The 14,695-nt window shown below is 26.6% G+C and carries 13 protein-coding genes; 9 read left to right on the top strand and 4 right to left on the bottom strand.

The annotated features are described in order from the left end of the window. Window positions 1-2: 2 nt before the first annotated feature. The 3 genes from ACH5BK_RS11130 (at window position 3) to groL (ending at window position 2,904) form a co-directional block, all read left to right on the top strand. Entirely contained in the window at window positions 3-863 is an 861-nt protein-coding gene (locus ACH5BK_RS11130; protein WP_404307381.1) for a polyprenyl synthetase family protein, read from the top strand. 141 nt (window positions 864-1,004) lie between these two features. Continuing rightward, window positions 1,005-1,262, top strand: coding sequence for a co-chaperone GroES (gene groES / locus ACH5BK_RS11125; RefSeq protein WP_254577254.1), 258 nt, complete (start codon window positions 1,005-1,007; stop codon window positions 1,260-1,262). Between the two features lies 1 nt (window position 1,263). Then, window positions 1,264-2,904 (top strand): chaperonin GroEL, encoded by a 1,641-nt coding sequence (groL, locus tag ACH5BK_RS11120; RefSeq protein WP_404307379.1) that lies wholly within the window; start codon window positions 1,264-1,266, stop codon window positions 2,902-2,904. A gap of 158 nt (window positions 2,905-3,062) precedes the next feature. On the opposite strand, the gene ACH5BK_RS11115 is transcribed toward groL, so the two are convergent. Further along, a complete protein-coding gene (locus ACH5BK_RS11115) occupies window positions 3,063-3,851 on the bottom strand; it encodes an AraC family transcriptional regulator (RefSeq protein WP_404307377.1) in 789 nt (262 codons plus the stop codon). A 104-nt stretch (window positions 3,852-3,955) separates the two neighbouring features. On the opposite strand from ACH5BK_RS11115, the gene ACH5BK_RS11110 reads away from it, so the two are divergent. The 3 genes from ACH5BK_RS11110 to ACH5BK_RS11100 all read left to right on the top strand — a co-directional run bounded on the left by ACH5BK_RS11110 (window position 3,956) and on the right by ACH5BK_RS11100 (window position 7,631). Next, on the top strand, window positions 3,956-4,888 hold the full coding sequence (locus ACH5BK_RS11110; RefSeq protein ID WP_404307375.1) for a multidrug resistance efflux transporter family protein: 933 nt from the start codon (window positions 3,956-3,958) through the stop codon (window positions 4,886-4,888). A gap of 134 nt (window positions 4,889-5,022) precedes the next feature. Further along, window positions 5,023-6,405, top strand: a complete 1,383-nt coding sequence (locus ACH5BK_RS11105) for a methyl-accepting chemotaxis protein (RefSeq protein ID WP_404307373.1) — start codon at window positions 5,023-5,025, stop codon at window positions 6,403-6,405. 23 nt (window positions 6,406-6,428) lie between these two features. Further along, window positions 6,429-7,631 carry an EAL domain-containing protein gene (locus ACH5BK_RS11100; protein ID WP_404307371.1) on the top strand — a complete coding sequence of 401 codons (1,203 nt, stop codon included), beginning with the start codon at window positions 6,429-6,431 and terminating at the stop codon, window positions 7,629-7,631. On the opposite strand, the gene ACH5BK_RS11095 is transcribed toward ACH5BK_RS11100, so the two are convergent. Both ACH5BK_RS11095 and ACH5BK_RS11090 read right to left on the bottom strand, forming a co-directional pair. Beyond that, window positions 7,626-9,134: an ATP-binding protein gene (locus ACH5BK_RS11095; RefSeq protein WP_404307369.1), complete on the bottom strand. Its 1,509-nt coding sequence runs from the start codon at window positions 9,132-9,134 to the stop codon at window positions 7,626-7,628. The two genes, ACH5BK_RS11100 and ACH5BK_RS11095, sit on opposite strands and share 6 nt — an antisense overlap. Before the next feature lies 1 nt (window position 9,135). After that, window positions 9,136-9,750 (bottom strand): chemotaxis protein CheC, encoded by a 615-nt coding sequence (locus ACH5BK_RS11090; RefSeq protein ID WP_404307367.1) that lies wholly within the window; start codon window positions 9,748-9,750, stop codon window positions 9,136-9,138. A gap of 223 nt (window positions 9,751-9,973) precedes the next feature. Between ACH5BK_RS11090 and ACH5BK_RS11085 the strand changes: the two genes are divergently transcribed. Continuing rightward, window positions 9,974-10,747 carry an inositol monophosphatase family protein gene (locus tag ACH5BK_RS11085; protein ID WP_404307365.1) on the top strand — a complete coding sequence of 258 codons (774 nt, stop codon included), beginning with the start codon at window positions 9,974-9,976 and terminating at the stop codon, window positions 10,745-10,747. On the opposite strand, the gene ACH5BK_RS11080 is transcribed toward ACH5BK_RS11085, so the two are convergent. Then, complete coding sequence (locus ACH5BK_RS11080) at window positions 10,728-11,339, bottom strand: YkgJ family cysteine cluster protein (protein ID WP_404307363.1); 612 nt, start codon at window positions 11,337-11,339, stop codon at window positions 10,728-10,730. The genes ACH5BK_RS11085 and ACH5BK_RS11080 overlap by 20 nt on opposite strands. A gap of 127 nt (window positions 11,340-11,466) precedes the next feature. On the opposite strand from ACH5BK_RS11080, the gene glmS reads away from it, so the two are divergent. Then, a complete protein-coding gene (gene glmS, locus ACH5BK_RS11075; RefSeq protein WP_404307361.1) occupies window positions 11,467-13,266 on the top strand; it encodes a glutamine--fructose-6-phosphate transaminase (isomerizing) in 1,800 nt (599 codons plus the stop codon). A gap of 207 nt (window positions 13,267-13,473) precedes the next feature. After that, the gene (gene metK, locus ACH5BK_RS11070; RefSeq protein WP_404307359.1) at window positions 13,474-14,682 is read left to right on the top strand and encodes a methionine adenosyltransferase; all 1,209 of its coding nucleotides are present in this window, start codon (window positions 13,474-13,476) and stop codon (window positions 14,680-14,682) included. The last annotated feature ends 13 nt before the right edge of the window (window positions 14,683-14,695 follow it).

Genomic DNA, 14,695 nt, shown 5'->3' with positions numbered 1-14,695 from the left:
ATATGAAAGAACTTTTAAATAAATTTGAAGATTACTTACAAAGTAATCTTCCAATATCGAATACATTTCATCCCCATTTTGAAAAAGCTTTAGGTGATATGCTTCAAGCAGGTGGTAAAAGATTTAGACCAATGCTTTTACTTTCAGTTGTAAAATCAAATAAAAGCTTACTTATCTCAAATTCTATGCCTGTAGCCTTAGGTTTAGAAATGCTTCATACTTATTCCCTTGTACATGATGATTTACCATCAATGGATAATGCAGATTTAAGAAGAGGTTTTCAAACACTTCATAAAAAGTATGATGAAGTAACAGCTGTTTTAGTTGGAGATGCTTTAAATACAGAGGCCTTTAGACAAGTTTCAAATGCCCCTTTACATAATGATGTAAAAATTGAATTGATAAAAACTTTAAGTAGTGATGGTGGAATAAATGGAATGATAATAGGTCAAGCAATTGACTGTCATTTTGAAAACCAAAAACTAGAACTTAATCAATTGGAATTTTTACATATTCATAAAACTGCAAAATTGATAGCGTGTGCTTTAAAAATGGGTGCTATTATAAGTGAGTATGATTTAGAAACTCAAGATAAACTTTATAATTTTGGAATTGATTTGGGATTACTTTTTCAAATTCAAGATGATATTATAGATGAAACTTGTACCGAAGAAGAAGCAGGAAAAACAACTCAAAATGATGAAGCTAAAAATTCATTTGTTAATTTATTAGGACTAAAAGGTGCTATAAATGCAGCAGATGAATTAGCTTTAAAATGTGAAAATACACTTGAAACTTTAGATAATAATTTAAAAAACTCTCTTGAAGAGCTACTATTAAAGTACATAAATAGACATAAATAAGAGTTTTTTCAAACTCTTAGTCATTTTAACTCAAAGTACTTGACAATTAATCAAAAATTTTATAAAATTTTAGCACTTAAAAAATTAGAGTGCTAAAAGTACAAATAATAATTATAATAAAACTTAATAAAAGGAAATACTATGAATTTTAAACCACTAGGTAAAAGAGTTTTAGTGCAAAGAACAGAAGTTGAAGAGAAAACTGCAAGCGGAATTATTCTTGTAGATTCTGCAAAAGAAAAACCAAACACGGCAATAGTTAAAGCGATTGGTTCGGAAGTAACTGAATTAAAAGAGGGTGATACTATTGTATTTGAACAGTTCAGAGGAACTGAATTCACTTTAGATGGTGAAGATTATTTAGTATTAGATATTGAAAATATTATAGGAGTTATGTAAGATGGCAAAAGAAATTTCATTTAGTGATAATGCAAGAAATAAATTATATACAGGTGTTGAAAAACTAGCTGATGCTGTAAAAGTTACAATGGGACCAAGAGGAAGAAATGTATTATTACAAAAATCTTTCGGTGCGCCAAATATTACAAAAGATGGTGTTTCAGTAGCAAGAGAAATTGAACTTGAAGATACATTAGAAAATATGGGTGCTCAACTTGTAAAAGAAGTTGCTTCTAAAACTGCTGATGAAGCAGGTGATGGTACTACGACTGCTACAGTATTAGCTAATTCTGTATTTAAAGAGGGATTAAGAAATGTAACTGCTGGTGCAAATCCTATTTCATTAAAAAGAGGTATGGATAAAGCAACAGAAGCAATTTTAGCTAACTTAAAAGCTTCTTCTAAAGTAGTTGCTAATAAAACTGAAATTGAGCAAGTTGCTACTATTTCTGCAAATTCTGATACAGCAATTGGTGCTATGATTGCAGAAGCTATGGATAAAGTTGGTAAAGATGGTGTTATTACAGTTGAAGAAGCTAAAGGTATTTCTGATGAGTTAGATGTAGTTGAAGGTATGCAGTTTGATAGAGGTTACTTATCTCCTTACTTTGTAACTAATTCAGAAAAAATGATTACTGAGATGGAAAATCCATTTATTTTATTATATGACAAAAAAATCTCTAACTTAAAAGAGATGTTACCAATCTTAGAATCAGTTAACCAAGCAGGAAGACCACTTTTAATTATCGCAGAAGATGTAGATGGTGAAGCATTAGCTACATTAGTTGTAAATAGATTAAGAGGTTCTTTAAATATTGCAGCTGTTAAAGCTCCAGGATTTGGTGATAGAAGAAAAGCTATGTTAGAAGATATTGCTGTATTAACAAATGGTACAGTTATTTCAGAAGAAATGGGAATGAAACTAGAAACTGCTGAATTCTCTTGTTTAGGTACTGCTGCTAGAGTTGTAATTGACAAAGATAATACTACTATCGTTGATGGTACAGGTTCAGCTGATATGGTAGCTAATAGAGTTAATCAAATCAAAGCAGAAATTGAAAATACAACTTCTGAATATGATAAAGAAAAATTACAAGAAAGATTAGCAAAACTTTCTGGTGGTGTTGCAGTAATCAAAGTAGGTGCTGCTACTGAAACTGAAATGAAAGAGAAAAAAGATAGAGTTGATGATGCCTTATCTGCAACAAGAGCTGCTGTTGAAGAAGGTATTGTTCTTGGTGGAGGAGCTGCATTAATAAGAGCTGCTGCTAAAGTATCTTTAGACTTAGAAGGTGATGAAGCTATTGGTGCTGATATTGTTTTAAGAGCTATTAAAGCACCTATGAAACAAATCGCATTAAATGCTGGTTTTGATGCTGGTGTTGTTGTAAATGAAGTAGAAAAATCAGATAATGAAAACTTTGGATTTAATGCTGCAACTGGTGAGTATGTAGATATGTTCGAAGCAGGTATCGTAGATCCTGCAAAAGTTGAAAGAGTAGCAATGCAAAATGCAGTATCTGTTGCATCTTTATTATTAACAACTGAAGCAACTGTAACTGATATCAAAGAAGATAAAGCATCTGCTCCTGCAATGCCTGATATGGGTGGAATGGGCGGAATGCCTGGAATGGGAATGTAAGTAAACGTTAAAAAAGAGTGAATATTTTCACTCTTTTAGTTTACGCAGAGGAAGTGGTCGAAGCTTAGCAAAGCCACGAAGTCCGAGAGACAACTCTAGAGTTTCTTGACATTTTCAAGAAACTCACACTCTTATATCTAATTTAAAATAATCACAATTTATAAACTATTCAATTTTGAAGGGGTATATCCATAATATCTTTTAAATACTTTTATCATATATGATTGGTCTGTAAAACCTGATTCAAAAGCTACATGAGATAATGGAATATTTTTTTTGATTAAATCTTTTGATAAGTTTACTTTTTTTATTTGAATATATTGATTTGGAGTAATACCAATATGTTTTTTAAACTCTTTAATTAAGTGATATTTTGTAATTCCTACTTCTAAAGCTATATCTGACAATGAAATTTCTACTTTTTTATCATAGTCATTTATAAATTCTATTGCTTTATTGATTGTATTTTTTGAGCAAGTTATATTTGCTATAGAAGGGATTTTATCATTTGTATGATATTTTAAGATATATTCAATAAACTGAATTATATAAGTCTCAATATCAATATTATTATAATTTTTATTACTTATTAGATTGAAGATAAGATTAAAAAGTTTTACAGCTTTTATATCAGTTATTATAGGATTAAATAAAATATTTTTTACTAGGTTATTTTGTGTTAAGTCTTTTGATATATCATTTATTAGTTCCCTATCAATCATAACATTTAAGTATGACCAACTACTATTTTTTGTTGAGTGTAGTTCATAAGGATTTACAACTTGTAATGTACCTAGTCCTAAGTTAAATTTATCTTTTTCATTTTCATATATGTGCTCACCTTTATATATCAAACTAAAAGAGTATTCTTCATGGAAATGTTTATTTAATGTAATATTTTTAAATTTATTATTGATAAATGATACTTGTTGTTCTATGCTTTTCATTATGATACTTTCTTTTATGATTATACTATATAAAATATTTGCATATCAATATTTTACTATAGAAAAAATTCAAATAAAGGTATATTTGATAAAAAAGGTTTTTTGTGAGTAAATTAACACTTAAGATAGTAGTTTATGGTTTATTAGCATCATTATTCTTTAGTTCAACATTTATTTTTAATAAGTTTATTGCTCAAGATGGAGGACATTGGTTTTGGTCTGCAACTCTTAGATATATTTATATGCTATTACTTTTATGTATTGGATTTTATATTTTTAAAGGATATGGGTATTTAAAATCTTTATTTATAGAGTTTTATAATTACTTTTTATTTTGGAGTATTTCAGGCTCAATCGGATTTGGTGTATTTTATGCTTTGATTTGTTATGTTGCAGATAGTTCTCCCGCATGGGTTGTTGCTACTACTTGGCAGTTTACTATTATAGCTACTCTTTTTATTTTATTCTTTTTTGGTAAAAAAATATCAAAATTAACATGGTTTTTTGTAGTGATTATTTTTATTGGAATAAGCCTTATTAATATTACATACATAAGCATAGATAACATTACAACACAAATTTTTAATATATTCTTGATTCTTATAGCAAGTTTTGCATATCCTATTGGTAATCAGCTGGTTTGGGAACTGCAAAATAATGAATCTCTTTGCCAAATAAGAAAAGATATAATAAGAAATACTTTCTCAAAAGTTTTTTTATTGTCTTTAGGAAGTTTACCTTTTTGGCTTATTTTATTTATAGTTCTTGATGTAGATAAACCTTCTGTTAATCAGTATATTTCTATGCTATTAGTAGCAATTTTTTCAGGTATTATGGCTACTTCATTGTTTTTATATGCAAGAGCAAAAGCAAATAGTTCCTCAAAAATTGCACTTGTTGACTCTACTCAATCAGGGGAAGTATTGTTTACATTAATATTTGAAATAATATTTTTAACAGTTTTACTTCCTTCTTCAATTGGAATAATAGGTATCTTTTTTACAATAATTGGTCTTGTTGGATTATCTTTTATTTAGTCATATATAACTTCTTTATACTCCTATTAAAAAGTTTTAATCAACTAAAATAATTTTAAAGTAGTGTTGATTCTAATCAATAATCATTTGAATTAATTTTGTTAAACTTCAACTTATTAATATTAGGAGAATATATGTTTAATTTAAAATCATTATATTTTAGAATGACAATTATACATTTAATGGGAATCTTTTTACTTCCTTTAAATGCGTTATTATTTACAAGTGATTATATTTCACAAATTATTCAAATACTACTTGCTTTAGCATTGATTGTACATGAATTAGATGAAAGAAAAAATGGAAATAACTTATCAAAAGAACTAATTAAATTTTTAAGAAATATGGATAATAAAAATGTTTCTTTAAAGATAAATACTTCTATGGCTAGTGAATACTCGGAGATAAAAGATGTTGTAGATATAAGAGAAGAACAGCTTATTTTAAAAGAGCAAGAAGAGTCAATTTTGATTCAAGAAGCAAAACAAGTTATGAATAAGCTTAAGCACGGAGATTATTCAGAAATTATTACTTCAAAAACATCAAACCCTTCTTTAGAAGAGTTTAAAGAGAGTGTAAATGATATGATTCTTGAAACAAAGCAACATTTTTCATCTATGAATAATATTTTAGAAAAATATATAAACTATGATTATACAAAAGAATTAAAATTAAATAAAATATCAGATGATAGTGAAATGAAACTTTTAGTAATAGCTATAAATAAACTAAAAGAGGCAATTACACAAATGCTTTTAGAAAATAAAACAAATGGAAAAACTTTACAAAGCTCAGCTGATATATTACTAAATAATGTAGATAAACTTAATAATTCTTCCTATGAAGCAGCTAGTAGTTTAAATAATACAGCTGTTGTTTTAGAAGATATTACTCATAATATAATGGAAACATCAAACAAAACTCTTGAAATGTCAAGTTTATCAAATGCAGTTGTTAACTCTGCGAAGTGTGGAGAAGATTTAGCATTTAAGACAAATAATGCAATGGATGAAATTAATAAACAAGTTACTGATATTAATGAAGCTATTTGCGTTATTGATCAAATAGCTTTTCAAACAAATATTCTTTCATTAAATGCAGCTGTAGAAGCTGCAACAGCGGGTGATGCTGGAAAAGGTTTTGCAGTTGTTGCTCAAGAAGTAAGAAACCTAGCAAATAAAAGCACAGAAGCAGCAAAAGAAATAAAACATCTTGTAGAAAGAGCAAACATAAAAGCTAATGAGGGAAAAAGCATAGCTCAAGATATGATTGAAGGGTATAATTCTTTAAATAATGATATTAATAAAACTATCGACATTATAGGAACAGTATCTAGTATTTCTAAAAATCAACAAACAGGAATTCATAAAATAAATGATGCTATGAATATATTAGAAGAACAAATTAAAGCTAATACAGAAGTTTCATCTCAAACAAATACAATTGCTAAAAAAACCTCAGATATTGCTAATAAAATTTTTAATAATGCAAATGAAAAAAAATTTGAAGGAAAATAATCAAAGAATAAGGATAAAAGTATATGGAAAATAATTTCAAAAAAGTATTAAAACATTACCAATTTAATGAATCTGATTCTAAAGAATTGATGAAAATTAAAGATATTGCCTTAAAGTATATTGATGAATTATTATTAGGTTTTTATGACTTTATTTTTAAATTTGATCATGCAAGAATGTTTTTAAATAATAAAGAAATTCAAAAAAGACATGAAGTGGGAATACAAAACTGGTACTTAAGTCTTTTTTGTGGTAATTATGATGCTTTTTATTTTGAAAAACTAAATTATATTAGTGAAGTACATGTTAAAATAGGTCTTCCTACTCATTATGTAAATGCAGCTTTTAGTTATATTAGAAGATTTATGAAAGATGTTTTGATAAAAGAAAAAATGTTTAACTCTTTAAACTCTTTAGATAAAATAATAGATATAAATTTAGATATTTTAACTGTTGTTTATAAAGAAGAAGAACAAAGTAAACTTGTAGATGAAATTTTATTTCTAAAAAATGCAGTGGATGAGGGTAATATTGTACCTTATTTTCAAGCTATCTTTAATTCAAAAACATTAAAAATTGAAAAATATGAGAGTTTAATGAGAATCAAAACAAAAGATAATAGTGAGGTAGTTTCTATTTTTAAATATTTAGATTTATCTAAAAAAATCAATTTATATGAAAAAATGATGTATCTAATGTTTGAAAAATCTTTTGATGTTTTTTGTAATAAGGGTTTTGAATTTAGTTTGAATCTATGTTATGAAGATATACAAAATGAAAGCTTTAGAAATTTTATTTATGAAAAAGTAAGAAGATGTAAAAATTCAAATTATATAATATTTGAAATTTTAGAATCTGATTGTATAAAAGATTTTTCAGTAGTTCAAGAGTTTATTTATACAATAAGAGCTTTTGGATGTAAAATAGCAATTGATGATTTTGGTAGTGGTTATTCAAGTATGGAAAATATTTTAAAACTAAAACCTGATATTATTAAAATAGATGGTTCTTTAATAAAAGATATAAATACTTCTTTAGAGTCAAAAAAAATAGTAAAAAATATCGTAAGAATGGCAAAAGACCTAAAAGCCTATACTGTAGCAGAATATGTTCATTCAAAAGAGGTTTTTAATATAGTAGTAGATTTAGAAGTAGATTTTTTACAAGGTTTTTATTTAGCTAAACCTCAAAGGTTTATTAAACAAAATAATGAAAAAAATCTATAATTTATGTAAAGGTAACTCAATAGTAAAACAAGCCCCTTTATACTTCTTTTCTTTATGTGTAAAGTTTAAATTATTTACAACAATTGAACCATCCATACTATCTGTTATGATTCTATGAGTCATAAAAAGACCTAGTCCTGTACCTTGAGATTTATGTTTTGTTGTAAAATAAGGTTCAAATACTCTATCAATAATATCATTATCTAATCCTTTGGCATTGTCATATATTCTTAAATAACCATAATTATTTACTTTTTCAAGCTCAATAAAAATATATTTTTCATCAATTTTTCTTTCATCTAAGGCATCTCTTGCATTTGCTATTATATTTACAATTGCTTGTGTTAATTCGTTTGGATAGCCTTTCATTATTATGTCTTCATGTTTTTTATTGATAACAATTTTTATATGGGAAGTTTTTATAATCCCTTCAAGTAGAGATAAGTCTTTTTGAATTATATCACTTAAGTCAAATATTGTTTTTTTCTTATCGTCTTTAATAAAGTTTTTAAAATCATCAATTGTTTGAGATAAGTGAGCTGTTGTATTCATTATTTGATCTAAAGCATTATCTAGTGTTTTTTCATCAAGTTTATTAAGTTCTTGGTATAGTTTTAATCCACTAGCCGTAGTGGAAATTAAACTTAAGGGTTGTCTCCATTGATGTGCAATATTTGCTATCATTTGTCCCATATCTGCAAGTTTTGCTTGTCTAGTTAATAATCTATCTTTTTCTTTTATATTACTTATATCGATAAAAGTTGATATTTTTTTCTTTTTGTTATCAAGTTGAATTGCTTGCCCACTTACTAGTGCAGGAAAAAACGTATCATTCTCTTTTTTTATATAAATTTCATAAGTTCTAATATCATCACAAGCAAGATTTCTTTTAACTAAATCTTTACTTTTTTCACAAACAAAATCTAAAATATTTTTATTTTGTATAGAGTTTTCATCTTTTATTTTTAAAAGCTTTCTACCATAATTATTTATGATTTCGCAGTTACCATCTTCATCAGATATTATTAAACCTTCTGTTAAAGCATTTATCATTCTTTGAAATTCATCATTTTTTTCTTCTAGTTCTTTTTTAGATTTCTTTAATTTATAGTTTGTTTCTCTTAATAATGTTGTGTCATAAACGTATACAACAACTAATTCTTTTTCTAAATCAAAAGGTGAGATAGTAATACTTTGTTGCATATTGTAAAATACAGAATCAGCAATATTATTTAGTTTTATATCAAAAAGATAGTTTATTTGTTCACTATTATAAAAAGTTGATGAGTTTATTCTTAGAGTTGTTTTGATTTTTCTTGTAAGCATTTTAGAATTGATATTTCCGTAGAAGTCTAAAAGATTTTTATCTTTTATTTCATTTGCTTTTATTTTGGTATGTATTTCCATCCATTTATTCCAAAATTTTACATTTAAATTCTTGTCTAAAATTAGAATACCACTATTGATAGTTTCACAAATTAAGTTAAATTGATTTTCAAACATATTAATACTCATCAAGTATTTTATCTATGGTTTGTTTTATATGAATAATAGATTCATCTGTTGCTAACATTAATAAATGACCATAAATATTTTGTTCTGAAAAATTAAGTTCAGTGGAAATAATAATTACTTTTTGATACTGTTCTATTAAATTATCTTCAAGTTGAGAAGCATTTTTTATGATTCTTATGCTGGGTGGTGAAAATGAAACATACGAGTCCATTTCTTTTACAAGTGAGCTTATAGTTGTAGAAGACAAAATGTTTGTAATTTCCAAAATGATATCACTAATTTCTTCATCTTTTAAATCTTCATTATCAATCAAATCAAATTCTTCAGAAAGATTCAGTGCAGACTGTCTATCAATTATAAATAAATTTTCTCCACAAAAGTCACCATTTATTAATTGAGTTGAAACAAAATGTTCTTCATCATTTAACTGTTTGTTTAGATAAGTTTTTAATTCACTTACATTAATAATATTTATATTTGGTATTGCTAGTGTAGCAAAAGCATCTATTATATCTGCAATTGCACTACTTGCAGAGCCATAAGCTATATTCATTAATTCTTGTAAACAATCTTTTTGGTCTTCATTTAAACTTATATCACTCATTCTAAACTCTTCTTATTAATATATAATTATATAAAATAGCATACTCTAAAAGCCTAATTTATAAGATATTAGAATATTATTATTTACTTTTATTTATTATACAAAAAGTTTATAAAAATTGTATCAAAATTTTAAACTATGTATTAACTTAGTTTAATCAACTATAAAAATAAGGAAATTAATAAATATTAGATAAAATAAAAAAAATTTAAAAAGAGTGAATATGATTGAAAAAATAATAGAAATAGTAAAAGAAGCTTCTTTAATTTTAAAAGAGGGATATTATAAAAATAAAGATGTGAATTTTAAAGGAAAAAAAGATTTAGTAACGAAATATGATGTAGCAGTTGAAAACTTTTTAAAGGATAAATTATCAAAAGAGTTTAAAGATTTTAATGTAATAGCAGAAGAATCAGATAATAGTAATTTAGAGTTTAAAAACTCAATCATAGTTGACCCAATTGATGGAACAACAAATTTTGTAAATCAAGTGCCACATACTTGTATATCTTTAGGTGTATATAAAAATAAAAAACCTTTTATAGGTGTAGTTTACAATCCAATTTTAGATGAATTATATACAGCACAAGTTGGTTTAGGCGCATATTTAAATGGTAAAAGAATTGAAGTTTCAAAAGAAGATGATCTTCAAAAAGCACTTTTATCAACAGGTTTCCCATACACAAGTGGTACTTGTGAAAATGATTTAAATGATGTAGTGAAAAAAATAAAAGATATATTGCCTTTATGTCAAGATATAAGAAGACTAGGTTCTGCTGCACTTGATCTATGTTATGTAGCACGTGGCATTTATGAAGGTTATTATGAAATGAATTTAAAAGCTTGGGATGTTAGTGCTGGGCTTATTATTCTTCAAGAAGCAGGTGGTATTGTAAGTAATATTAAAGGTGAAGAATATACACTATTTGAAGATAAATATATTGTGGCTTCAAATAGTTATATTCATGAGGCTTTAATTAAGAATCTAAACCTTTAAAATAATCATTTTGAAGATGTTTTAAAGATTTTTGATGCATCTTCAAATATTTATTATTTGTTTTTTTTACATATTTAAAAAATTCAATCCCTTTAATAGTAATACAAAGTTCTAAATCTTCTTTTTTATTAAACTTATCAAGTTCATGAAATGTTTCTATATATTTATCTTGATAATTATCTAAAATATTTACAAAAAAGTCTTTATTAACTTTCGAATTATTTACAATTAGTTTATCATTTTTATTTTTCCCCACAGCTGGACATAAATAATCAATATAAATATTATTATCAATATTTGCACTAAGAGGATATGTTCTACAAATTGATGATCTTTTCTCATAAATTCCACATCTAAAATCTTTTAAATGTGGACAGAAATCTTTTCCATTGGTAAGTATTATGACAGGTTTTAAATACCCTAACTCACCAAAAATAAAAAGAATAGGGTAGTTTTCATAAATTTCTTCAAAGTCTGATAGTATAATTTGTGAAAAAACAGTACCTTTTCTTCCATCACAACAATTAGCTTCACAAGTTTCACATGAAGAAAAAGTAAAGTAGTCATTATTTGTTTTTATAAATTGTTTCATAATTTGATTGTATCAAAAAAAAATTATGCAAATCTAAATCGATGAATAAGTTAATTTATACTAAAAGGGGTTTTTTAGTAATTCTTAAATATAATCGCACAATATATTTTCACTAAAAAGGTATTTCATGTGCGGAATTGTTGGTTACATTGGTAAACAAAATACAAAAGAGATTTTACTTGATGGATTAAAAGAGTTAGAGTATAGAGGTTATGACTCTGCTGGTATTGCTTTACTAAATAAAGATAAGATTGATGTATATAAAGCATTAGGTAAATTAAGTAACTTAAGGGAAAAAACTTCTTCTTCAACTGATAGTTACGAAATTGGAATAGGTCATACAAGATGGGCAACTCATGGAAAACCAACAGAATTAAACGCACATCCACATTTAGGTGAATACTCTTATGTAGTTCATAATGGAATTATTGAGAACTACAAAGAATTAAAAGAAGAGTTAATTCAAAAAGGTCACAAGTTTGTATCCCAAACAGATACAGAGGTTATAGTTCATCTTTTTGAAAACTATAACAATAAATTAAATGATACAACAAAAGCTTTTCATAATACAATTGAAAGATTAGAAGGTGCTTTTTCAATTCTTTTAATCTCAAAAGCTGATCCTAAAAAAATCTTTTTCTTTAAACATGGTAGTCCTTTAATAATCGCAAAAGGAAATGAAGAAAACGAAGTTTTATTTGCTTCATCAGATGCTCCTTTAATTGGTTTAGCAAATGATGTAGTTTATTTAGAAGATGGAGTAGGTGGTATAGCAACTGCTGAAAATTTAGAGTTTTTTACAGATGATTATTCTTGGTCAACTCTTCCAACATCTAAGCAATATGCTCAAAAAGATGGTTATAGATTTTTTATGGAAAAAGAAATTTATGAGCAAAGTGATGTTGTAAGTGATTGTATGTTAGGTCGTGTAAAAGATGAAGAGATTTTCTTTGATGAGATAGACGCTTCAATTATTGAAGGAATAAAAGAAATAAAAATTTGTGCTTGTGGTACTTCTTATCATGCGGGTATGACTTCTGCTTATTTATTTGAAAGACTTTCAAAAGTTAAATGTAATGTAGAAATAGCAAGTGAATTTAGATATAAAGAGCCTTTATTAACTGATGATACTTTATTTATTGTTATTTCCCAAAGTGGTGAAACTGCTGACACTTTAGAAGCTTTAAAAATGGCTAAAAAAGCAGGACTTAAATCACTTGTTGTATGTAATGTAGATAACTCATCTATGACAAGAGTAGCTGATTATAAGATTCTTACAAGAGCTGGAATTGAAAAAGGTGTTGCGTCAACAAAAGCTTTTTCAACGCAAACTGTTGTTTTATGGATGTTAGCTCTATATTTTGCAAAACAAAAAAATGTGATAGAAAATGATGTTTTACAAAATGAGCTACATGCTTTAAGAGAAGTTCCAAAGTCTTTAATTGTAAATGATAAAATTCATGAAAAAACAAAAAGATTATCAAAAAGATATTTACATGGACATGGTTTCTTCTTTATTGGAAGAGATGTATTCTTCCCATTAGCTTTAGAAGGTGCGTTAAAATTAAAAGAGATTTCATATTTACATGCAGAAGGCTACCCAGCAGGAGAGATGAAACATGGACCTATTGCATTAGCTGATCCAGAGTTATTTACAATTGCATTAATGCCTCAAAATTTACTTTATGACAAAATCAAATCAAATGTTGAAGAATTAAGTGCTAGAGATAGTACTATTTGTGCAGTATCTCCACTTGATTTTGAACTTGCTGATGATTTTATAAAAACTGAAAAAACAGATCATTATATGTTAGAGTTTTTTGAAATGTTAGTTGCTTTACAACTTCTTTCTATGGAAATATCTATTAGACTAGGAAATGATGTAGATATGCCTAGAAACCTTGCAAAAAGTGTAACAGTAGAATAAAAAATTCTACTTTACACATATAAAAGAATATTTTAGATAAAATTTATCACTTTTTTACAATTTTTGTAATTAAGAAAATTCAAACTTTTATTTTTATTTTTATATATTTTTTAACTTTAAACGCAGTTTGAAAACAAAAATGGAAAACAAAAGAATGGAAAACAATAAGACATTGTTCTTTGGAAAACAAAAGGATGGAAAACAAAAATGGAAAACAAGACACAGTATTTATTTACAAGTGAAGTTGTAAGCCCTGGGCACCCAGATAAATGTGCAGATATTATTGCTGATTCAATTGTTGATAAATTAATTATTGAAGACTCAAATAGTAGAGTCGCATCAGAAGTATTTGTAGCAGGAAAAGATATCGTTATTGGTGGAGAAGTAAAATCAAATTGTCAATTAACTAATGAAGATTATGAAAAGATTGTACTTGAAGCACTAGCTAAAATTGGTTATGATGGAAAATCATCATTTACTAATGAACAGTGTTTACACCCTGATGATGTGAAAGTTCAGGTTTTATTAAATCAACAATCAGCAGATATTGGTCAAGGTGTTGATCAAGAAACTGGTGAAATAGGTGCAGGCGACCAAGGAATTATGTTTGGTTTTGCATCTACAGAAACAGCAGATTATATGCCTGCAGCCATAACTTATGCAAGAATGTTATGTGATAAAGTATATAATTATGCTTTAAAACATAATCATAAACTTGGAGTTGATATTAAAACACAAGTTACAGTTGATTATGGAACAAAAGAAAATTTTGAGAATTGTAAACCTCAAAAAATTCATACAATAGTTGTAAGTGCACCTTCTGTTGAAGGTATGCCAATAACAGAAGTAAGAGAGTTAATTCAAGGTTTAATTGATGATACTGGATTACCTACATCTATGTATGATAAAGAAAAAACAATTATTCATATTAATCCAACAGGAAGATATGTAAATCATTCATCATTACACGATAGTGGATTAACAGGAAGAAAACTTATTGTTGACTCATTTGGTGGATATGCACCTATTGGTGGTGGAGCTCAAAGTTCTAAAGATTATACTAAAGTTGATAGAAGTGGTTTATATGCAGCTAGATGGTTATCTAAACATATAGTTGCAGCTGGACTTGCTACAAAAGCTTTAGTACAGATTTCATACGCAATTGGAGTTGCTAAACCAACTTCTGTATCAGTTGATACGTATGGAACATATACTAAATATGATGATGATAAGTTATCTACTTTTGTTATGGAGAATTTTCCATTAACACCAAGATGGATAACTGAAAAGTTTAATTTAGATAAGCCAAGTGCACAAACATTCCTTTATGCAGATGTTGCATCAAGAGGTCAAGTTGGTCAAAGTGATTATCCTTGGGAAAAATTAGACGAATTAGACAAATTTAATAATTTATAATTTACAAAAAAAG

The sequence above is a fragment of the Arcobacter sp. YIC-80 genome (genome assembly GCF_044841725.1).
In the GTDB taxonomy this organism is placed as follows: Bacteria; Campylobacterota; Campylobacteria; order Campylobacterales; family Arcobacteraceae; genus Arcobacter_B.
Note: the sequence above shows the minus strand (reverse complement) of the source record. Positions and strands in the feature narration are given on the sequence as shown.

Excerpts from the sequence above, each read along its gene's own strand:
- groL (WP_404307379.1), top strand. The coding sequence starts at position 1,264 with ATGGCAAAAGAAATTTCATTTAGTGATAATGCAAGAAATAAATTATAT.
- ACH5BK_RS11100 (WP_404307371.1), top strand. The coding sequence starts at position 6,429 with ATGGAAAATAATTTCAAAAAAGTATTAAAACATTACCAATTTAATGAA.
- ACH5BK_RS11130 (WP_404307381.1), top strand. The coding sequence starts at position 3 with ATGAAAGAACTTTTAAATAAATTTGAAGATTACTTACAAAGTAATCTT.
- ACH5BK_RS11085 (WP_404307365.1), top strand. The coding sequence starts at position 9,974 with ATGATTGAAAAAATAATAGAAATAGTAAAAGAAGCTTCTTTAATTTTA.
- groES (WP_254577254.1), top strand. The coding sequence starts at position 1,005 with ATGAATTTTAAACCACTAGGTAAAAGAGTTTTAGTGCAAAGAACAGAA.
- ACH5BK_RS11105 (WP_404307373.1), top strand. The coding sequence starts at position 5,023 with ATGTTTAATTTAAAATCATTATATTTTAGAATGACAATTATACATTTA.
- ACH5BK_RS11095 (WP_404307369.1), bottom strand. The coding sequence starts at position 9,134 with ATGTTTGAAAATCAATTTAACTTAATTTGTGAAACTATCAATAGTGGT.
- ACH5BK_RS11080 (WP_404307363.1), bottom strand. The coding sequence starts at position 11,339 with ATGAAACAATTTATAAAAACAAATAATGACTACTTTACTTTTTCTTCA.
- glmS (WP_404307361.1), top strand. The coding sequence starts at position 11,467 with ATGTGCGGAATTGTTGGTTACATTGGTAAACAAAATACAAAAGAGATT.
- metK (WP_404307359.1), top strand. The coding sequence starts at position 13,474 with ATGGAAAACAAGACACAGTATTTATTTACAAGTGAAGTTGTAAGCCCT.
- ACH5BK_RS11115 (WP_404307377.1), bottom strand. The coding sequence starts at position 3,851 with ATGAAAAGCATAGAACAACAAGTATCATTTATCAATAATAAATTTAAA.
- ACH5BK_RS11090 (WP_404307367.1), bottom strand. The coding sequence starts at position 9,750 with ATGAGTGATATAAGTTTAAATGAAGACCAAAAAGATTGTTTACAAGAA.